General features: G+C 59.7%; 16 protein-coding genes, 1 tRNA gene and 1 pseudogene. 8 read left to right on the forward strand and 10 right to left on the reverse strand.

The genetic code is table 11. From position 1 onward, the window contains the following. Positions 1–13 precede the first annotated feature (13 nt). The 3 genes and pseudogenes from AACL53_RS19690 to AACL53_RS19700 all read left to right on the forward strand — a co-directional run bounded on the left by AACL53_RS19690 (position 14) and on the right by AACL53_RS19700 (position 2,853). On the forward strand, positions 14–250 hold the full coding sequence (locus AACL53_RS19690) for a DUF3302 domain-containing protein (protein WP_339086276.1): 237 nt from the start codon (positions 14–16) through the stop codon (positions 248–250). Then, positions 247–1,187 (forward strand): annotated as a pseudogene (locus tag AACL53_RS19695) (efflux RND transporter periplasmic adaptor subunit). Before AACL53_RS19690 ends, AACL53_RS19695 begins: the two are co-directional and overlap by 4 nt. Before the next feature lie 16 nt (positions 1,188–1,203). Next, entirely contained in the window at positions 1,204–2,853 is a 1,650-nt protein-coding gene (locus tag AACL53_RS19700; protein ID WP_339086278.1) for a hypothetical protein, read from the forward strand. A gap of 293 nt (positions 2,854–3,146) precedes the next feature. Here the strand turns inward: AACL53_RS19700 and AACL53_RS19705 are convergent, their stop codons facing one another. Then, positions 3,147–4,025: a pirin family protein gene (locus AACL53_RS19705; RefSeq protein WP_339086279.1), complete on the reverse strand. Its 879-nt coding sequence runs from the start codon at positions 4,023–4,025 to the stop codon at positions 3,147–3,149. Positions 4,026–4,148: 123 nt separating this feature from the next. Between AACL53_RS19705 and AACL53_RS19710 the strand changes: the two genes are divergently transcribed. Then, positions 4,149–5,096 carry a LysR substrate-binding domain-containing protein gene (locus AACL53_RS19710; RefSeq protein WP_339086281.1) on the forward strand — a complete coding sequence of 316 codons (948 nt, stop codon included), beginning with the start codon at positions 4,149–4,151 and terminating at the stop codon, positions 5,094–5,096. A 337-nt stretch (positions 5,097–5,433) separates the two neighbouring features. Here AACL53_RS19710 and AACL53_RS19715 read toward each other — a convergent pair whose 3' ends face one another. Both AACL53_RS19715 and AACL53_RS19720 read right to left on the reverse strand, forming a co-directional pair. Further along, positions 5,434–5,889 carry a DMT family transporter gene (locus AACL53_RS19715; RefSeq protein ID WP_339086282.1) on the reverse strand — a complete coding sequence of 152 codons (456 nt, stop codon included), beginning with the start codon at positions 5,887–5,889 and terminating at the stop codon, positions 5,434–5,436. A gap of 23 nt (positions 5,890–5,912) precedes the next feature. Next, on the reverse strand, positions 5,913–7,136 hold the full coding sequence (locus AACL53_RS19720) for an arsenic transporter (RefSeq protein ID WP_339086992.1): 1,224 nt from the start codon (positions 7,134–7,136) through the stop codon (positions 5,913–5,915). A gap of 71 nt (positions 7,137–7,207) precedes the next feature. On the opposite strand from AACL53_RS19720, the gene AACL53_RS19725 reads away from it, so the two are divergent. Continuing rightward, positions 7,208–7,381, forward strand: coding sequence for a hypothetical protein (locus AACL53_RS19725; protein WP_339086283.1), 174 nt, complete (start codon positions 7,208–7,210; stop codon positions 7,379–7,381). A 639-nt stretch (positions 7,382–8,020) separates the two neighbouring features. On the opposite strand, the gene AACL53_RS19730 is transcribed toward AACL53_RS19725, so the two are convergent. The 3 genes from AACL53_RS19730 to AACL53_RS19740 form a co-directional block, all read right to left on the reverse strand. After that, complete coding sequence (locus AACL53_RS19730; RefSeq protein ID WP_339086284.1) at positions 8,021–8,542, reverse strand: YkgB family protein; 522 nt, start codon at positions 8,540–8,542, stop codon at positions 8,021–8,023. Between the two features lie 111 nt (positions 8,543–8,653). Beyond that, positions 8,654–9,073: an organic hydroperoxide resistance protein gene (locus AACL53_RS19735; protein WP_339086285.1), complete on the reverse strand. Its 420-nt coding sequence runs from the start codon at positions 9,071–9,073 to the stop codon at positions 8,654–8,656. Between the two features lie 46 nt (positions 9,074–9,119). Further along, a complete protein-coding gene (locus tag AACL53_RS19740) occupies positions 9,120–10,439 on the reverse strand; it encodes an epoxide hydrolase family protein (RefSeq protein ID WP_339086286.1) in 1,320 nt (439 codons plus the stop codon). Positions 10,440–10,699: 260 nt separating this feature from the next. Between AACL53_RS19740 and AACL53_RS19745 the strand changes: the two genes are divergently transcribed. Continuing rightward, positions 10,700–13,561: a winged helix-turn-helix domain-containing protein gene (locus tag AACL53_RS19745; protein WP_339086287.1), complete on the forward strand. Its 2,862-nt coding sequence runs from the start codon at positions 10,700–10,702 to the stop codon at positions 13,559–13,561. Positions 13,562–13,601: 40 nt separating this feature from the next. Here AACL53_RS19745 and AACL53_RS19750 read toward each other — a convergent pair whose 3' ends face one another. The 4 genes from AACL53_RS19750 to AACL53_RS19765 all read right to left on the reverse strand — a co-directional run bounded on the left by AACL53_RS19750 (position 13,602) and on the right by AACL53_RS19765 (position 18,875). Next, positions 13,602–14,177: a hypothetical protein gene (locus AACL53_RS19750; protein WP_339086289.1), complete on the reverse strand. Its 576-nt coding sequence runs from the start codon at positions 14,175–14,177 to the stop codon at positions 13,602–13,604. Between the two features lie 86 nt (positions 14,178–14,263). Continuing rightward, the gene (locus AACL53_RS19755; RefSeq protein WP_339086290.1) at positions 14,264–16,972 is read right to left on the reverse strand and encodes a hypothetical protein; all 2,709 of its coding nucleotides are present in this window, start codon (positions 16,970–16,972) and stop codon (positions 14,264–14,266) included. A 144-nt stretch (positions 16,973–17,116) separates the two neighbouring features. Beyond that, positions 17,117–17,827: a hypothetical protein gene (locus tag AACL53_RS19760; RefSeq protein ID WP_339086291.1), complete on the reverse strand. Its 711-nt coding sequence runs from the start codon at positions 17,825–17,827 to the stop codon at positions 17,117–17,119. Positions 17,828–18,799: 972 nt separating this feature from the next. Beyond that, positions 18,800–18,875: transfer RNA gene (locus AACL53_RS19765), tRNA-Ala, on the reverse strand. Positions 18,876–19,059: 184 nt separating this feature from the next. Here AACL53_RS19765 and AACL53_RS19770 point away from each other — a divergent pair. Next, on the forward strand, positions 19,060–19,350 hold the full coding sequence (locus tag AACL53_RS19770) for a YggT family protein (RefSeq protein ID WP_339086292.1): 291 nt from the start codon (positions 19,060–19,062) through the stop codon (positions 19,348–19,350). Next, on the forward strand, positions 19,347–19,697 hold the full coding sequence (locus AACL53_RS19775; RefSeq protein ID WP_339086294.1) for a DUF167 family protein: 351 nt from the start codon (positions 19,347–19,349) through the stop codon (positions 19,695–19,697). The genes AACL53_RS19770 and AACL53_RS19775 overlap by 4 nt, the downstream gene beginning before the upstream one ends. Positions 19,698–19,718 lie beyond the last annotated feature (21 nt).

Raw genomic sequence — 19,718 nt, forward strand, 5'->3', positions numbered from 1 at the left:
GTAGGAGCTTACAGTGTCGTTTATCGACTATTTCGCCATCTTCATTCTCATCATTCTGCTCCTCTCCGGTGTTGCCGCGTTCGTTGCGCTTGGTATGGCGCCCGGCTACATCGCGAAGAAGCGCCATCATCCCTGGCCCGAGGCCGTTGAGGTGGCCGGCTGGGTCACGCTCATCTTTGGCTTTGTGCTCTGGCCGCTGTCGCTCATTTGGGCCTACCTCGACGTCCCAAGGCGGGAGACGCCGAGATGATCGCGTTTTTTTTTGACGTCTATCTGCTTCTTCTGTTTGTTCTGGTCTGGTTCAAGATCGTTCCTTTCAATTTGTTCTGGAAGATCTCGCCGATCCTGGTGCTGCTCGTGCTGCTTGTCGGCCTCTTCATCCCGATGGGATGGGGAGCGCCGTCGGGGCCAATTCTCGTCGGCCGTCATTCCGTAGCGATCGTGCCCGACGTCGCAGGCGAAGTGATCGACGTGCCCGTTACGCCAAACGCGCCGCTTAAAGCCAACGATGTACTCTTCCGCATCGATCCAGTTCCCTTCGAAGCGCAAGTGAAGGCGCTTGAGGCTCAACTTAGCCTGGCGCAGCTACGCCTCAACGAAATGTCCGAGCTTGTCGCGAAAGCAGCGGGGCGCCGGTTCGATGTCGAGCAACGGCAATCGGAGGTCAAGCAGTTCGAGGCCCAGCTCGAAAGCGCGAAGTGGAACCTCGATAAGACGGTCGTGCGGGCGCCTGCCGATGGATATGTGACGAACGTGGCCCTGAGGAAGGGTGCGCGTGTGGCTTCGCTACCACTTACGCCGGTCATGGCATTCATCGATACGTCCGAGGCATTCGTCGGTACGGAAATCTCGCAAATTTACGCGCGCTACATCGAGCCCGGGCAACATGTCGAGGTTACATTCAAATTCCTGCCGGGCGAAATTTTCACCGGACAAGTGGAGACCACGCTGCAGGCAGTGTCTACGGGTCAGGTACAGCCATCCGGCTGGCGGTCACTCCGAAGTCGATAGAAGCCGCGCCGTTTGTCGTTCGCTTGAAGCTCGATGATGCAGACGTTTTGCGGCGCTTACCAGCTGGAAGCACAGGCGAAGCAGCCATCTTCACCGACCACGTGACGGCAAGTCATGTGATCCGCCGCGTCATGCTGCGAATGACGGCCATCGTCAATTACGTCAATCCATTTTAGGGCGCGAGGTAATGTCATGAAAAATCGCCGGGACTTCCTATTGGAAAGCATTGCTGCCGGAATTGCCGCAATCCACCTTCCTCGCCTTCTTACATCAGCCAAAGCCGAGAGCTCCGTCCGGGCGCCGGCGATGCCAGCCGCTAACCCTTGGCTTGCAGACAGTGTCTACCCCACATCCCACTTCAATCCTGGCGCAACCGACTCTGTGCTTTTTGCGGGACCGGTGAATGGACGCCAGCTCACCAAAGACGACGTAAAGTTCGTTCCGACCGTCATCACATCCAACCCCGCGATCAAAAAAGTTGGCAACGAGACGATTGCCTTCGCGAGTGGAGCTGTGGGCGTGCGCAAGCTGCGCCTCACAGGCAAGCTGATGGAGGCCGGCAACTTTGTCGCTTACCCTGGCTTCGAGGCCGACGCTGCAAAGGCGACGGACGAAACGATCCAGGCCGTCCTCGATAAGCTCGACAAAGCGGAACGTGCTAGGAACGAGGGTGAGATCGTCAACGCGCTCTCGTCCATGGAAAGCATGGGCTTGAATCTGCAGACCGGCATAAATGGCGTCTACAATCTCTTCGACAAGGACGGCTACCACTATTGTGTGTTCGGCGGCACCAAGGTCCTGAAGTGTTTCGACGACAACGATCCGAAGGCGCCTCTCCGCATCGTCGCCTCCAAGAACTTGGTCGAAGACCTGCCACCCGACGTCGCGAAATCCGTGTCGCGGATCATCGGATTGGCCATGACGTATGATGGCTACCTTGCCGCGGCGGCGCCTGGCGCAGCCCTCATTATTGACCGCAATCTCAACGTCAAATCGTTCGTGGGATTTGGCGACGAAGCTGTCGATAACTCAATATGTATTGACGAGAAAGGAGGCGTCTACGTCGTCACCAGCAAGCGGATGCTTCGGCTGGCCTGGACGGGAGAAAAACTCTCGACCAGCGAGAGCGATGGCGCATGGGAGTCGTCCTATGAATCCATGGATCCTGCGAAAGCGATGGCCATGGGTGCGATCTCGCGCGGCTCCGGCACAACACCAACGCTGATGGGATTCGGGGACGACCCCGATAAGCTCATTGTCATCGCTGATGCCGCCGAAACGGGAACCAACCTCGTCGCATTCTGGCGCGAGAAGATTCCCGACGATTTCAAGCAGAGGCCCGGTACGTTGTCTCGGCGCATTGCCGACCAGATCAAGATCGACATTTCAAAGCTCACGATCGAGCCTTCCCCCAGCGTCCTCGGCTATGGTGTCGCTGTTATTAATGGCAGCTATCCCGAGCCCTTTCCCAAGCCCGGTCCGCCAAACCAGTTCACGGCGGGTATCACGCGCAAAGCCCCGCTCGGAGTACAGAAGTTTACTTGGAACCCCGAAGCCAAGAAGTTCGAGAAGGCGTGGATCAACATGGAGGTGGACAACTCCGACATCATGGTCCCTGTCGTGTCAGCCGCAACCAACATGATCTATTGCGCCTCCAAAGTGGATGGCAATTACGCTTATGTTGGACTCGATTGGACAACGGGGGCGAAAAAGCAAACTTGGCTATTTCCCGACGATAGCCGAAAGTGGAACGCGCTTGGAGGGATCACCACGATCCTCGAGGACGGCGACCTTCTTATCGGCGGAGCTTTTGCGATCAAGCGCGTGATCGACACACCCTAGTTGAAGGGAAGCGAAGGTCCGCTTTGGGTCAAAAGCGGCCTTCGGCGCGGTATTGTTGCATCCGATGTGCCCTCGAAAGCAGGAATGTCTATCGATGCCGATGCTGCCCGCGCTGGACATCAATCGAACGTCGGCTAGGGGGATGACCGCCGGTCGGGCTGCAGTCCGCACTCTGTCACAACGACCTGGAAGCCGCCGTCAACCTGATGGCGCTCAGGGCCAATAACGGCGGCGAATCCCGTCGCCGCAGCGAAAGGAAGCGGCTCCAGCCTGAAGGCGGTAGCCGCTACCAGTTATTGCGTTTCTGCTTTGCCGATTGCGCCGAACTTGCCCGTCTGGAAATCGAGCATGGCCTGCTTGATCTCGCCGACGGTGTTCATCACGAACGGACCGTGCGCGACCACGGGCTCGTCGATCGGCGCACCGCTCAACACCAGCAGCTTGGCGTCGCCATTGGCCGCGATGGTGATACCGCCGCCGGTTTGGCTGAGGATCGCCGTCTGCGCCTCACTGACGATCTCCTGCCCGTTGATCTCGACCTTGCCCGCCAGTACGAGGACAGAAAGCGTGTGCCCCTCCGGGACTTCGAGCGTCGCCGTCTTGCTGCGGTTGAGCTGTGCATCCCAAATGTTGATCGGCGTGAATGTGCGCGCCGGTCCTTTCGCGTCACCGAAACCGCCCGCGATGACACGCAGACGACCTGCGGCGTTCGGGAGTGTGACCGTCGGGATGTCGGCAGCGAGCAGGGTTTGGTAGCCAGGCTTCACCGGCTTGTCTTTGGCCGGCAGGTTGACCCAGAGCTGCACCATCTCGAAGCGGCCGCCCTTCTTCGCAAAGGCTGGCGAATGGTATTCCTCATGCAGAATGCCCGAGCCGGCCGTCATCCACTGCACGTCACCGGGGCCGATCAGGCCACCAGCTCCCGTTGAATCCCGGTGCTCCACCTCACCGTCGTACACGACCGTGACAGTTTCGAAGCCCTTGTGCGGATGTTGGCCGACGCCGCGTCGGTCCGTCGTGGGCTCGAACTTCGCCGGGCCGGCATAGTCTAGCATGATAAATGGGCTGATATGAGTGCCCTGGTCATGGTGCGAAAGCATGGTGCGAACGGGGAACCCGTCACCGACCCAATGCTGGCGAGGGGCACTGTGGATGCCGAGGATCTGTCTCATGCGTCGTCTCCTTTGCGAGCCCAGAACATGCCGGGCACATCTGAAAAGAAGATATGTGCGGGACGATTGCCGGAGTAGCTCACAGATCTTGACCAGTCCGTCCCATATTTGGGACAATTGGGCATGCAGGATCTCAATGATCTCTATTACTTCGTCCAGGTGGTGGACCATGGCGGCTACGCGGCCGCCGGGCGCGCTCTTGGCATGCCGAAGTCGAAGCTCAGCCGCCACATCATCGAATTGGAGGAGCGCGTTGGCGTGCGGCTACTCCAGCGCTCGACCCGCAAGCTCACCGTCACCGAGATCGGCCAAGAATATTACCGGCATTGCGTGGCCATGCTGGTCGAGGCGGGCGCAGCCCAGGACGCCATCGAACGGTCGCGCTCGGGGCCGCAGGGCCTGATCCGGGTCAGCGCCCCGCCAGCCCTCGTCTGCTTCGAAGTTGGCGCGATGATCGCACGATATATGGCGGCCAATCCACGCGTAACCGTCGAACTCGAGTCGACGTCCCGGCACATCGATCTCATCGGCGAGGGCGTTGATGTCGCGCTTCGCGTCCGTTTTCCGCCCCTCGAGCCAACCGACCTCGTGATGCGAACGCTTGGCGAAAGCACGCAGCGTATCGTGGCAAGTCCCGATCTGCTCGATGGAAGAACGCCGCCATTGGTGCCTGCCGATCTGGTGGCGTTGCCGAGCCTCGATTTCTTCCCAGCGCTCGGGAAACATATCTGGGAACTCTACGGTCCCGACGGAGCATCAGTTCGCGTTACGCACAAGCCGCGCCTCGTCACCGACGACATGGCGCAGCTCCTGTATGCAGCGCTAGCCGGCGTCGGCGTCGTCAAACTGCCGAACATGGTTGTGGATGAGCACATTGCGTCCGGCAAACTCGTCGATGTCGTGCCTGACTGGAAACCGCAGATCGGTATTGTGCACGCGGTGTTTCCAACGCGGCGCGGATTGCTGCCGTCGGTACGTGGCTTCATCGATTTCCTGGCGGCCGAGTACAGTCTCACAAAGGACAGCGCACCACCAACCCGGAGAGGTGCTCTAGGTACCGCACCTTCCTGACGTCATCTAAATCGCCGATCCCGCTTTGCGTCAAAAGTGCCAGCGTTAGCCTTATCTCGGCATCGAGGTCGATGGTGCCATCGAGATCGCAGAAAAGAATTTGACGGCAGCATTTTCCTTGTGAGCAGACGTGGTCGGCGACGTGACCGGTGTTGCCGACTGCCAGTCAGCTGATGCCCGCTTGTGGCCCAAAGGAGCAGTCAAACTTCTTCTAGCAAAAGTCTGGTTTCGGACTAAGAGCGGCTGTCGACTTGAGCGATGCGGGCCAGCGCATTCGCCGGACAAGGGTGCAGACGAGGCTGTGTCCGCCTCGAACAGGCGGCGGCGTATATACGCTTCAGAACTTGGCGATCAAAGCGATGCCCACCACCATGAGGGCCGCCCCGAGAGACCGCCCGGGGTTCAGCTCGTGCGTCTCGATGCCGAACAGGCCGAAGTGATCGATCGCCAGCGACATGAGGATATTGGCCGTGATCGTCAAACCGGCGAATGCGCCGGCGCCGACCTTATTGACGAAAAGAAGACCAGCTATGACAGCAAAGGCCCCCACAATACCGCCGAGAGGTGCCCACCAGGGCATCGCGTTCAGACCTTCGATCGTTGGCATCGGCCGGGGAAGGCACAATACGAGAATGCCGAGCCCCGCGACGATCGGCAAAAAGGACACAAGACTTGCCAGCCAGGGGTTGGTCAATGCGTTGCGCAGGGCGCCGTTCATCGGCGGACCCCATGCCTGCAACGCGCCGGCGATGATGATGAGCGGATAGAGCCACGCGGCACTGATGTTCTGCATAAACTTGGTCTCCGGTGAAATAATCAGATGAAAAGGAATGCGCCGGCGAGAGCTGCGACAAGCGCGGGTGGCATCACGAGCATGCCGAGCTTGAGAAACGTCCATCCACTGACGGCCTGGCCTTCGCGCCGCAACGCCGTCAGCCAGAGGATGGTCGCCAGGGAACCGGTCACAGATAGATTGGGACCAATATCAACGCCGATCAGAATGGCGCTTTGCACCGCGTCCGGCACATTGGCTGTGTGGACCGATTCTCCGCCAATGAGGCCGGCCGGAAGGTTGTTCATCAGGTTGCTCAGGAAAGCGATCCCGACGCCTGAGCCCCACACCGTTGTTGACGGCGACGCGGCGGCGGCTTCATGCAGATGCTGGCTGAGGGATTGCAGAAGGCCGGTATGCCCCAAGCCTTCGACTAGGACGAACAAACCCGCGACGAGGGGCAGCACCGACCACGAGATGCTACGTAGAACATGGCCGGGGAATGAGCGCTTGCTGGCGGCGACGATCGCCAGGGTGATGACAGAGGCGAGGCATGTCGGCCATCCCAGCTGCACGTTGAACGCTGACGCCAGAAGCAAAGCGACCGCTGTCGCGGCGATGCCAAAAGCTGACATCCGTCCGGAACTGGACAGCCGGGGCACCTCGATGTTCCGTGCTACGGGTTTGCGCAACGCTCGGGCTTGCGTGCATCGCAGCACTATGTAGGTGACCCCAATTGATAGAACAGATGCCAGGGCAAAGCGCGAAAGCCAAGTTAGCAGTGGCGGCATGTGATCGCCGAAGATCACGAGGTTGGCAGGATTGGAGATTGGCAAAACGAAGCTAGCCGCATTGGCAATGAACGCACAGACAAAAAGATAGGGAAGCGGTTCGGCCTTTGCGGCTTTGGCGGCAGCATAGACGGCAGGCGTGAGCACCACGGCCGTCGCGTCGTTCGAGAGAAAAACTGTGACGAACGTCCCGACGACGTAGATCAGCGCAAACAATCGCCCCGCGGAGCCTCTGGCCTGGACTGCTGCGAGTGCCGCCAGCCAGTCGAACAAACCTTCCTCGCGGGCGAGTTCCGCCAGAACCATCATGCCGACGAGGAATAGATAGACGTCCCTGCCTTTGGCGACGCCTCTCATCGCATCGCCTGGCAGAATCAAGCCAAGAACCACAAGCGCAATAGCGCCGAGCACTGCCCATACTGCCTCGGGAATGCGCCATGGCCTTATGATGAGGCCTCCGGTCGAGACTGCCGCGATCGCCCATGTCGGCCACGTCTAACATCGACGGCCTACCGTAGCGGCCGCAGGCGGCGCTGCTCGACGTCGTGATGGCGGCAGATCTGTCGCCTGGGCAGCGCTATCATTTTTTTCCGGGGACAGAGTTTTGTGCCGAGAAGTCCGATCTCCGGCCAAGCGCCAGTATCGTCCGCATCGCTGCCATCGGAGCGGCGCTCAGGCATGCGGTAATGATGGCCAGCGACCTCGATCGTCTGCACACCTGACAATTCGTTGCGATCTCGCGCCATGTCGCTCACAACCCGTGAAAGTGCTGGTGGTTTTCCCGATGCTGATCGGCTTCGTGCAGGTCGCCGCAAAGGCAGCCAACTCAAGAATTTGCTGGTGCTACCCGTGATTGCCCCGCTAAACGGTCTTCGCTTGGAACGGTTCCATTCCGAATGTGCACGTCCAGAGCGCCACCAAGTCCTTTTTTGCCACAGTATTTGTGCTGCGTGTCGGCTTCTGGCCCTGAACGCCATCAGGCTGACGGCGGCTTTCAAACGATCGCGACAGAATGCGAACGGCTGAAGGTCGATCGACGGTCGATCCCAACAGCCGACATCCGCGAACTTGATGACGGCCGTGACTGAGCGTTGGGCGTCGAAGTCCGCGACGCGGAGAAAAGCAGACATCGATGAGTTTTAATCAGCAACTTGAACAGGACGTTGGCGGCGAATGCTTCCGCATCCTTCATCAGCTTGTGCCACTTAAGGATCGGCACCTCCCGGGGGTAGTTGTCACCCCCGGGTACTACACCCAATCCCAAGGGGATTGGGTGGCCCACAGAATTGCCTACCCTGGTTCTTCGACATCAAGGCGGATGGTAGCCGTTCAGATGCGCGGCCTGAGCGCCGGCGGCCGACTCAAGCCTTCACGTTCGCACCGGCAGGCAGCCTTGGAGCGTCTTCATCGACGACGCGTTGAACGTCTTGCTTCAGAAGGTAGATAGAGACGGCGAGCAGCACCAGATCCTTCAGAAGGAAGGCCGAATTTATTGTCATCGCCGGAAAGCCTCCGGCGCCGGCATCCCACGCGTCTGGCACGAACGGCATGACCGTGAGGGTAGAGATGAAGGTGACGGTGGCACCGAGCGCGCCGAGCATGCCGGCCTTCTTGTTCCAGAAACCCAGAAGCAGCAACGTGCCAAAGATCCATTCAGAGGCGCCGAGGAAAATGGCGGTGCCGCCAATTCCCAACACCGGGATCGTCCAGGAGATGAGCGGGCCATGGGTAATGATAGGCAACAGCCCTCTGATCTCCGATTCGAACCATTTGTCGTATCCGAACCACGCGAAGATGATCACCATTGCGGCGCGGAGCAGGTTGTAATCGAGGTCAGGCTTCAGGAGGCCTGAGCGGCCGAGAAGTTGGGCGATGGCATTCATTTGTTTTCTCTCATTCGATCTCATGACGAAGCTATCCGTGGCGAATTTCGTCGGTTGAGTTGATATCCGCCTTGGCGAGGCCTGCCCAAAATTTTCAGGCAGGCCTGTAGTTCAGATGATATTGATCTCGACAGCGACGTTGCCGCGTATGGCTTTGGAATAGGGGCACGTCTGGTGTGCTGCCTCGACCAATTTCAACGCTATGTCGCGGTCCAAACCCGGCAAGTTGACGTCAAGGCGAGCTGCGAGAAAGTAAGCGTCTCCAGCCATTTTCAGATCGACTTCGGCATCGATTGCAAGATCGTCCGGGAGTGTGATCTTCATTTTTCGGGCGGCGATTCCCATAGCTCCTTCGAAGCAAGCCGACCAGCCGGCCGCGAACAACTGTTCGGGATTGGTGCCGATACCAGCGGAACCCGGGATCGAAAGTCTTATATCGAGCCGGCCATCTGAGCTACGCGAAACGCCGTGTTCGCGGCCTCCGGTCGTGTGGGTCTGTGCCGTGTACAGCACTTTTTCAGTATCAGACATGCAGCGTCCTTTTTGATCTCGTTTGTCGGTGAATTGTTGAAATCAATCAGTCTTGTTCTGTGCGCAGCGATCTGAACGCGGCGCGAAGCTCGGCGGCGAAGAGTTCGGGCTGTTCCCAGGCTGCAAAGTGACCGCCCTTGTCGACCTCGTTAAAATAGATGAGGTGGTGATAGGCACGTTCAGTCCAGCTACGAGGGGCACGATAGATCTCGCCAGGGAAGACAGTAACGGCGACTGGGATCGCTATATCGCTTGTCTTCTGTTCCACTGCATTGAAGTTGTTGTTGTTGTTCTCCCAGTAGAGTTGGGCAGAAGAGATCGCACTGTTCGTGACCCAATAAAGCGTGATGTCGTCGAGCATCTCATCTTTGGAAAGGGACTTCTCGGCGTCGCCGCCGCTATAGGTCCACTGGTTGAACTTGTCGTACATCCAGGCGGCGAGGCCGGCGGGCGAATCCGACAATCCGTAACCCACGGTTTGTGGGCGCGTGCTCATCATCGCACCATAGGCACCGTTCTTCATAAAGAAGGTATCGAGCTGCTCGAACGCCGCCTTCTCATTGGCCGACAAACCTGCCGGTGCTGGATCGCCATCCTTCATGGCTTTAGCAACTTCGGCCGGCACGGTAGCCGGCATGTTGACGTGAATACCGAGCAACCCCGACGGCTTCTGACGCGCCATCGCATCCGCGATCACCGAACCCCAGTCGCCACCTTGAGACACATAGTGCGTATATCCGAGCCTCTTCATGAGCACGTCCCAGGCGCGCGCAATGCGATCGGGATTCCAGCCCGGGCCCTGGGGCTTCTCCGAGAAGCCGTAGCCAGGCATTGATGGCAGAACGAGATCAAATGCATCCTCAGGCCGGCCGCCGTAGGCAGTTGGGTCGGTTAGAGGACTGATGACTTTGACAAGCTCGAGGATGGAGCCCGGCCAGCCATGCGTGATAATGAGGGGCATAGCGTTGGGATGACGGGAACGGATATGAATGAACTGAATGTCGAGTCCGTCGATCTTGGTCACGAACATCGGCAGGGCATTCAACCTAGTCTCGACCTTACGCCAATCGTAGGTCGTCCCCCAGTAACGGACGAGAGACTGAAGCTTGGCGAGCTGCACTCCTTGCGATTGATTGGAGACTGTTTCTCGTTCGGGCCACCGTGTCGCCAGGACGCGATTGCGAAGATCAACCAGGGTATTTTCCGGAACGTTGACGTGAAACGGGCGGATCGAGGTATCTTCGATCGCGAGAGCTTGCCGCGGAAGAAGTCCGAGGCCGCATGCCGCGACAGAAACCGCGAGAAACATGGCTGACGATAGCGACGCAGCGCTGCCCCAATCGGGCGATGCTGATATGACAGACATAAGCATTCTCCTAAGTCAAAAAGCATGGCAAGCGCGGCCGGACGCGACCGGTTACTCACTCGCGACACTCAAGCAGAGGAAGCTCGCCGACGCCCGTTAGGGGTTGTGAGAAGTTGTTAGTGCATCTGTTTATCCCGGGACACGGGTCGGGTCCGCCCCGGGGCACACGTCAACTGGGTTGCACCCAACGGATGTGATGCTCGGGCATTGAACCGCTACCTAAGATGCTGCCGAGAACCGGCAGCTAGGATTGGAATGTCATGATGAAGCCGGAAACGCTGGTTCGAAACGTGCTGTCGTTCGGCCCATTTCGGCTGGTCGTTAGCGAAAGGCTCCTTACCAAAGACGGCGTTCCAGTCGAGCTGGGCGGGAGAACGTTGGACACCTTGATCGCTTTGGCATCCCGCCCCAACGAAGTCATGGGCAAGCGAGAGCTCATGGCGGAAGTCTGGCCCGACGTGATCGTGGAAGAGGGCAGCCTGCGCTTTCACATTACGGCCCTTCGCAAAGCGCTCGGTGATGGACAGGACGGCGCGCGCTACATCACCACGCTTGCAGGTCGGGGTTATTGCTTCGTCGCGCCGGTCACGCAAACGATCGATAGAGAAGCAAACGGGCAAGCAACAACCGGACCGTTCCCTGGTGTCACATTTCTCCCCAGCCGCTTGTTGCGGATGGTTGGGCGGGCAGATGACGTCGCCACGCTAACTCGCCAACTCGCCGCGACGCGCTTCGTCACGATTGTCGGTCCGGGAGGTGTGGGAAAGACCACCGTCGCCGTCGCTGTTGCACACGATCTACTAGAGGCTTTCGACCGGGCGGTTCTCTTCGTGGACTTCGGAATGCTCGACGACCCGTCCATGGTGCCGGCTTCCGTAGCGTCCATGCTGGGCATCCCCATTCATTCCGACGATCCGACGCCCGGTCTTATTGCCTATTTGCACGACAAGCGTCTTCTTCTGATCCTCGACAATTGCGAACACGTCATCGAGGCCGTCGCAAACCTGCTTGCTTCGATCTTTCCCGCCGCGCCGCAGCTCCATATTCTGGCGACCAGCCGCGAAGCCTTGAGGGTTGAAGGCGAGCAGGTTCAGAGATTGATGCCCCTCACCTTTCCACCTGACGCTCCGGGTCTCACCGCTGCTATGGCGATGACGTTCCCCGCGACCGAGCTGTTCGTGGAACGCGCCGCAGCGACAGGTGTGCGCCTCGACCTTAGCGACCGGGACGCGACGATCATCGCAGGCATTTGTCGAAAACTCGACGGCGTCGCGTTGGCGATTGAACTGGCTGCCGGACGCGTCGAAGCCTACGGCCTTCAGCAGACCGCCGCGCTTCTCGACGAGCGCCTGACGCTGCTTTGGCAAGGACAGCGGACTGCGCCTCCGCGCCAAAAGACGTTGCAGGCAACTCTTGATTGGAGTTATGGGCTGCTCACGGAACCCGAGCGCCTCGTGCTCTGCCGGCTCGCCGTGTTCGTCGGCCAATTCACGATCGAAGCGGCGCTCTCTTTGGTGACGAGCCCGGAAATCAATCAGGCGACCGTCTTTAGCGCCATCGATAGTCTTGTTGCAAAGTCTATGATCGCGACCCGACCGGCGGGAGCCACAATGCGCTACAGGCTCCTGGAGACAACGCGTGCTTACGCGCTCGGTATTAGCGCAAGCGACGGAGAATTCGACGACCTTGCTGCCCGCCACGCAGCCTACTCTCGGCGATGGCTGGAGCAGACCGAGACGGAATTGCGGACGCTATCAAGCGCGGCCGAACGGGCGCCTTTTCTTGCCGGGCTCGGTAATGTCCGCGCCGCGCTCGACTGGGCGTTCGGCGCCAACGGCAATGCTAAAACCGGCGTCGAAGTCGCCGCTGCTGGCGCGCCAATATTTCTGGCGCTGTCCCTTCTGACAGAATGCCAGCGTTGGTCGGAACGAGCGATCCAAGCGCTTGACGACACTACGCGCGGGGGGCGCGAGGAGATGCACTTGCAGGCGGCCTTGGGAATGTCGTTGATGTTCACAAGCGGGGGCAACGAAAAGGCGCGCGTGGCCCTGAACCGAAGCCTTGCGATCGCCGAAGACCGAGGCGACGCTCTAAACCAATTGCAGCTGTTTGGCCTGCTGCAGATGTATTATCTGCGCATTGGCGATTTCAAAACCGCTCTCCAATATGCGAAGCGTGGTGTCGCGGGCCTGCCAGGCATCGAGAATCTCGCGACGCGCGCATTGGCACATTCGCTTTTAGGCATTTCGCTTCACCACATCGGCGATCTCGGCGGGGCCCGCTTAGCGTTGGAGGCTGCGCTGCACTCTGGGCGGGGCTCCAACCGGACGAGTACGATTTATCTCGGCTTCGATGGTCACAATTTGGCGAGCGCTACACTGGCAAGGACGCTGTGGCTGCAAGGTTTTCCGGAGCAGGCCATGGAAGTCGCGCGTCAAACCGTAAAAGACGCCGCGCACATGGACCATCCGGTAACGCTGTCCATTGCGTTAATCTGGGCCGTCTCGGTATTCCTTTGGACCGGTGATATCGAGAGCGCCGGCAAGTACACCGATTGGCTAATATCGCATGCTCACTCTCATTCCCTCGCGCCCTATTTGGCGTTGGGACGTGGCTTCGAAGCCAAGTTGGCCATCTGCCGAGGAGATGCCAGCGAGGGAGTTGATAGCCTTCAGCGCTGTCTGGAAAAGCTCCACGCTGCCCGCTACGAATTGCATACCACACCGTTCAACATGGGCCTCGCCGAAGGTCTCGTGGCAATCGGGCGTTCCAGAGAAGCGATGACGCTGATTGACGAGACGATTGCGTCGGTCGAGGCGAACGGAGACCTTTGCTACATGCCGGAGCTATGGCGAGTGAAAGGCAAATTAGTTTGCTCGACGCCGGAACCTAATCTTAAAGACGCAGAAAATTGTTTCACTCGGTCGCTCGGATTGAGCCGCGGCCAGAGCGCGCGATCCTGGGAATTGCGCGCTGCAATCGACCTAGCACAGCTGACATTCGCTCAAGGGCAGCGCAAGCGCGCTCGAGAACTTCTTAAGCCAGTGTTCGAACAATTTGTGGAGGGTTTGCAGACAGCGGATTGTAGAACTGCGAAGCGTCTAATCCTGACTTTGGAATAGCTCCTCGATTCAAATGAGCAGCAGTCTTCGTCGCCGCGAGCTATGGCTTTCCGCTCTTGGAGTCTTTAGCGGGATTTGTTGGCTTCGCCTGAGTGCCTGCAACGGTTGCCGGAAGTTCAGAGACCGAAATTCCGAACAGACGCCAGTGGCCGGCGTACGGCTCGTAGGTCAGGTCGAAACTTAACTGACCGGCTTGACCGGGAAAAAATCCGGCGATGTGTAACAGTGGCTGGGCGTCCGAGACTTCCGCCGCGGTCAGCGTCGGTATCTGCATGGCGACAGCCGAGAGATCGAGGTTCTGATTTTCCAGCTGTGCGAAAATGCGTCCAAGTTGGGCGGCAGTGTTATTGCGGTTGAAGGATGGGCCAGCACGGTCGCGCAAGACGGTGTAGTTGCCAGTCTGCAGCGCATCGTTGAGCGTCAACAATGATAAGCGCACCAGGAGAACCAGCTTTTCGGCGGAGGGCACTGGAAGGCGTCCGGCATTCTGGTTCTGGTCCGGTGTCGCGGCCTTCGGCTTGGTTGCGGCAGGCTTTTGCGGCGTGGAAACCTGTGCAGCCGCGGGACATGTCGCGACGAGTGCCGCTGCCAACACGATCGCCTGGGTAATACGCATGAATGATTAGCCCTCGTGATGAACGTGCGCAAACGGCGGCAGCCTTCGGGCCGCCACCGTTCCTAATCTCTTTTCGTCTTCGGCGATCAGAAGCCGAAGGTCACGCCAGCTTTGCCGGCGACGGTGCCCTCTGTGGTTCCGAAGCCGATGCCGCCGTCGACAACGACCGAGCTGTTAGCGCCAAAGCCGCCGCGGTTAAGGACGCCCGCAAGGCTGACACCGAGAGCGCTAGAGCCATCGAAGTTGCCCCAGCCGACGCGGGCGGCGAACGTTTGGTTGCCCTGGAAGATCGGCGGCGAGAGAGCGAGCGCAACGGCGATGCCCTCAGCCAGCTCCTGGTCGCGCTTATGCAGTCCGCCAATCTGCGCATTGAGCGCACTGATATCGCCCGATGTCGCAAGACCCATGTCGGCAGCCGTACGCGTCGCGAGATTGCCCGAGGAATCCGAGGTCACGAAATTAACCGGCCCACTCTGGGCCGCACGACTCGCATCCGACGAGATACCACCGAGTGTGTAGGTGTTGCTCGCGCCGCCGATCGCCACTTGATTGTCGCGCGTCGTCGCAGCGCCCTGTCCGATCGCCGATGAATTGGCGTGCGTGGCAGAGGCGCCTTGGCCAAGCGCAGTGGAATTTTCGCCGGAGGCCTGCGCCCCATCGCCGATCGCCGTCGAGAGATCTCCACTCGCAGCGGAGTTCTGGCCGGTGGCCGTCGCGCCGGTACCGGTTGCGCGCGCGAGAACGCCTGTCGCCGTTCCGCGATCGCCCGTCGCTTGCGCAAAGGAGCCGGTTGCCGTCGACGAGCTGCCGCTGGCGTTGGCCGCATAGCCCGACGCCGTCGCATTGCTGCCCGATGCCTTGGCCTGAGTGCCGAGCGCGCTCGAATAGTCGCCCGTTGCCTTGGAGTCGGAGCCGAGCGCCGTTGACGACTGCTTCGTCGCCTCCGCGTTCTGGCCGACAGCCGTGGAATAGAGCCCGCTTGCGCTGGCGTCCTGGCCGACGGCAGTGGTGCGTAGGTTCGATGCCTCAGCGCCCTGACCAACAGCCGTTGACCACACGCCGGTCGCCTGCGCTCCCTGACCATTGGCCGTCGAGTTTTCCTGGCTCGCCACGGCGCCCTGGCCGGTGGCGGTGGAGTTGTTGCCGGTTGCTTGCGCGCCCTGCCCCGTTGCCGTGGAGTTGATCTTGTCGGCCGCTGCGCCTTGACCGAATGCTGACGAGTTGGCGCCAGCGGCGTTGGAGCCCTGGCCTACAGCGGTGGCGTTTGTATTCCAGGCCGTCGAATTCTGACCGAGGGCGGTCGAATTCTCCTTCGTCGCGCGAGCATTGTCACCGAACGCGGAAGAGTTCTTCTCCTGCGTCACGGTTAGGGTCCCGACTGCCGTGTTGAAGTCTCCCTGTGCCGAGGATGCTTTACCGACAGCCGTCGACTGCTCTCCGAGTGCCGCCGATTCCGCACCGAGCGCTGTCGTATTGCGGCCGGTCGCGTCCGCACCGTGGCCGTTGGCAGTTGACCAGTCACCGCTTGCGTTAGCTTCATAACCAGTAGCGGTGGAGTTCTGGCCAGTAGCCTGAGACCACATACCTGTCGCCGTGCTATTCTCTCCGGAAGCTACTGAACCATTGCCGGTCGCCGTAGACTTCGCACCGGACGCATTGGCGTCAACGCCCGTCGCCGTGCCGTACTGTCCCGTCGCTTGTGCGCCGGCGCCGGTGGCAGTGCCCTCTTCGCCTGAGGCATTTGCACCCTGGCCTGTTGCCGTGGAGCGAACGCCAGTCGCATTGCTGTCCTGGCCGGTGGCAGTGGAGTTATTGCCGGTTGCCTGCGCGCCCTGGCCAAGCGCCGTCGCGTTCTCGCCACTTGCCTGAGAACCATCACCGTTTGCGGTCGAAAGAACTCCGCTGGCGCTCGAGTTCTGACCGGTCGCCGTCGAGCCTACGCCCGTAGCGCGAGCCAGCACACCGGTCGCCGTCGCGCGGTCGGCCGTCGCCTGAGCGAACGAACCGGTTGCCGTCGAGGAACTGCCCGTCGCATTGGCCGCATAGCCTGAGGCCGTCGAGTTGCTGCCAGATGCTGTCGCCTGTTTGCCCAGTGCCGTCGCATAGTTGCCCGTCGCCTTAGAGTCGGTGCCGAGCGCTGTCGCGGACTGCTTCGTCGCCTGCGCGTTTTCGCCAACGGCGGTTGAGTAGAGGCCGGAGGCACCCGCACCCTGTCCGACCGCGGTCGTCTGTATGTTGGAGGCCTTGGCACCCTGTCCTACTGCCGTCGAGGCAACGCCCGTGGCCTCTGCCCCCTGACCGTTGGCGGTTGAGTTCTGCTGGCTCGCCAGCGCGCCTTGACCGGTGGCAGTCGAGTTATTGCCGGTGGCCTTGGCGTTCTGGCCCGTTGCCGTCGAATTGATCTTGTCGGCCAGCGAGTCCTTTCCGGTAGCCGTGGAAAAGCCGCCGGTAGCTTTGGCGTTTTGCCCGACGGCCGTCGATTCCGGACCTTCGGCCAAAGATCCTGCGCCAACGGCTGTGGTGTCCTCGGTGCCCGCAACAGCTCCGTCGCCGACCGCGGTCGCATTGCTGAAGTTGGCCGTGGCTCCATTGCCGATGGCTGTGGCGCCCTGAGCGTCTGCCGAGGCGCCGTCTCCGCAAGCAAGTGACATTCCGAACGGCCCGACGGTGCAGGCATCTGCATAGGCTGAATTCGGCGCCGCCCCCATGACAGCAGAGATTGCAAGCATGCTTGCGGACGCACGAAGCCAGTTGGCGCGGCGCGTGGCGCCGGCCATGAACGCATTACTAGACACGAGGAATCTCCTGTTGCCCCAATTACGCAGAACGAAAGGGCACGCCCGGCCGGGTCACGCCGTGAGCTTCGAAATCCCCCGAAGCCCCCGGGCAACCGCGTACCTTACGAAAATGACAAGTGCTTAAAGATCAGGCCAATTGGCTTATAGCGATTGCCGCATCAAGCTCTTTCCAAGGTCGTGTTGCAAACTCAGAACAGTTTTCACTCGACGCAGAAGGTGCTCGTCCGGAAAGCGAAGGCGAGCAAGGGGAAAGGGACTCTGGCGCGCGTCGAGCTGGATTTCCGCGGGAACGAAGACCTCGTTGAACCGACGTGCGGCGTACCATGCTAGGTTACCGTACTTGTTCGCTTTCAATTCGTGAAAGAGGCGCGGCCCGTGCTCGGCCATCGAACTCTTACGGACTTTCACAAAGTCCAAGAAACCGAAGCGTATCAGTTCGGGATGAAGCGGGACGCGTCTTCGGCTAGAAATTGTTTTCAGGCTTTTGCCATCTTCACCCGCTTCGTCAGCGAGATCGAGAAACCAAGTTCCAGTGGGAGTGCGCTGTACGTCTTTGACGTGAAGCTGCGCGATCTCGTTCGGACGGGCGCCGCTGAATAACATAATCAATGGAAGCCAGAAGCGCCAAGCTCTATCGGGCTTGTCGTACGGCTCGGCCACTCCCGGCGCACAGCTCTGATAGAACTTTCCCTCGAAGAAGTCCTTGATTTGTTGCCTAGACCAGGGGCGGCGCTTCTGCGCGGCAGGAACTGAATCCTTTTTGATCGGCCGTGCGCCGATCGCCGGATTGGCCGGAAGGAACTTCTTTCGGACTGCAACATCAAGCACCTCTCGAAGAACGTCGAGATACACCTGCTGCGTCGGCGGTGAAGTGTCGGCTTTTCTTCCTTGGCTGCCTTTTCGATCGCATCTTGGAACGCAAATTTCGGATAGATCTTCAGCCTGTTCTTCGGCGTCTGAGCTAGAAAACTGCGAACGCGTTGGACGATATCGTCGTCGATGGTGTGGACCGGCAAATCGGCGCCGAGCATCTCAAGGAGAGTCGAGACGGCGGACCGAATCTTATCCGTCCGCTTCTGGCTCACGTTGTTGTGGCCGTATGCTTCTGTTTTTTCCGCCAAGTAAATGCTGGTTAGCTCGCCAAGCGAGGTAACCGATGGGAGCTTTGGGTCGAACAAGACATCATAAAACAGGCGTTCGTTCCGATCCTCCAATCTCGCAATCTTGCGACGGGTCAGTTCGATCAAACCGCGGCGAACGGCGTCCGATAGCTGCGCGGAGGTCTGTTGAGTTCCGGGGCCCTATCTCCGTCTCAGCGAACACTCGGTCTTCGAAATGACTGATCCATTGATCGCGCCGAGGGTCTGCCGGATTGAGGAGAATTGAAAGAGCCTGATCAGCATCTTTCCAAACCTCATCAATCTCCTCACGGTTCGCCGGAGGATCATTCGCGAAGTTCTCAGCCGACCGTTTGTCGAGCTGTTCTATCGTTCGACGCAGGTGTTCGATGAGCATCGAGATCGGTGGCTGGTTGTGCTTTGAGGCACTCCCACGGAGTTGGGCAATCGATCCCTTTTCCGCGTCTGCAAAAAGCGCGTCCGCCTTCAGGTCTTCGCGAGCGTTTGAGAAAGCTTTTGCCGATGATCGGTACAAGGTGCTTCGGCACGCGCCGGAAGTAGTGGTAGACGTCGCCGCGCTTCTGCAGATGGAGAGTTTGAGACACTGGTTTCATGCCCTTGTGTATACCACGCGAGTGACCAAACGTCGGGCATAAGTGCTTGATATGGTTGCCAAGTTAACGATATCAGTAACTTAGCGGTTACCTGGTGGAGCCGAGGGGAATCGAACCCCTGACCTCTGCAGTGCGATTGCAGCGCTCTCCCATCTGAGCTACGGCCCCAATGGTCGGGCATTTAAAATTTGGCCTCCTTCATTGTCAAGAAAGCGCGTCGCGCGGAGCCCGCTCGCCACGCCGCTTTTACTCCTGCCTACCAGCCAAGTCCCAAGCAAGCGGGATCAACTACTTGCGGCGCGCTGGTCGTCAGGGCTACATGGCGCAACGGTCGACAACTGTGGGACGACGAATGCTCGAGCTTTTGCAATTTATCAGTTATCTCATCACTCTTTACACTTACGTCGTCATCGCCGTGGTGATCGTCAGCTGGCTCATGGCCTTCGGGGTCATCAACGCCTACAACCCCATGGTGCGTTCGATCTGGCAGGGGTTGAATGCGGTGACGGAACCGCTGCTGCGGCCCATCCGGAACGCGCTTCCCAACTTGGGCGGTCTCGATATTTCGCCCGTTATTCTGTTGCTGCTCTGCTATTTCATCCAGACGGTCATTCTTCCGAATATCGCCAAGGCGGTCGTGTGATCAGCCGGCCGAGCTGCCAGCCGCCGGCTCGCAAGGCCTGGCGGCATGGGAGCGCGTGCGTCATTGCGCACTTTCGGCTGACGCCGAAATCTTCCAAAGAGGCGATTGACGGGATCGTCGAAACCCCCGACGGTCCGGCCTTTCAGGCGCGTGTCCGCGCACTTCCCGAGGATGGAGCCGCCAACAGGGCGCTCGAAGAGCTGGCCGCCCGCTGGCTCGGAGTGACCAAGAGCTCGGTTTCGCTCGCAACGGGGGGCAAGTCGCGGCTCAAATCCTTGAGGATTTCCGGCGATCCGGAGACGCTTGAACGGCTACTGCAAGAACGAACAAACGAATTGAGAAAATAGGCGAACGAGGAGGAAAGACGG

The sequence above is a fragment of the Hyphomicrobium sp. ghe19 genome (assembly GCF_902712875.1).
Lineage (GTDB): Bacteria > Pseudomonadota > Alphaproteobacteria > Rhizobiales > Hyphomicrobiaceae > Hyphomicrobium_B.

What these genes read in the sequence shown, in the direction of transcription:
- AACL53_RS19740 (WP_339086286.1), bottom strand. Translation starts at nt 10,439, where the DNA reads ATGTCTGTCATATCAGCATCGCCCGATTGGGGCAGCGCTGCGTCGCTA.
- AACL53_RS19705 (WP_339086279.1), bottom strand. Translation starts at nt 4,025, where the DNA reads ATGAGACAGATCCTCGGCATCCACAGTGCCCCTCGCCAGCATTGGGTC.
- AACL53_RS19745 (WP_339086287.1), top strand. Translation starts at nt 10,700, where the DNA reads ATGATGAAGCCGGAAACGCTGGTTCGAAACGTGCTGTCGTTCGGCCCA.
- AACL53_RS19730 (WP_339086284.1), bottom strand. Translation starts at nt 8,542, where the DNA reads ATGAATGCCATCGCCCAACTTCTCGGCCGCTCAGGCCTCCTGAAGCCT.
- AACL53_RS19735 (WP_339086285.1), bottom strand. Translation starts at nt 9,073, where the DNA reads ATGTCTGATACTGAAAAAGTGCTGTACACGGCACAGACCCACACGACC.
- AACL53_RS19770 (WP_339086292.1), top strand. Translation starts at nt 19,060, where the DNA reads ATGCTCGAGCTTTTGCAATTTATCAGTTATCTCATCACTCTTTACACT.
- AACL53_RS19710 (WP_339086281.1), top strand. Translation starts at nt 4,149, where the DNA reads ATGCAGGATCTCAATGATCTCTATTACTTCGTCCAGGTGGTGGACCAT.
- AACL53_RS19700 (WP_339086278.1), top strand. Translation starts at nt 1,204, where the DNA reads ATGAAAAATCGCCGGGACTTCCTATTGGAAAGCATTGCTGCCGGAATT.
- AACL53_RS19715 (WP_339086282.1), bottom strand. Translation starts at nt 5,889, where the DNA reads ATGCAGAACATCAGTGCCGCGTGGCTCTATCCGCTCATCATCATCGCC.
- AACL53_RS19725 (WP_339086283.1), top strand. Translation starts at nt 7,208, where the DNA reads ATGGCGGCAGATCTGTCGCCTGGGCAGCGCTATCATTTTTTTCCGGGG.
- AACL53_RS19750 (WP_339086289.1), bottom strand. Translation starts at nt 14,177, where the DNA reads ATGCGTATTACCCAGGCGATCGTGTTGGCAGCGGCACTCGTCGCGACA.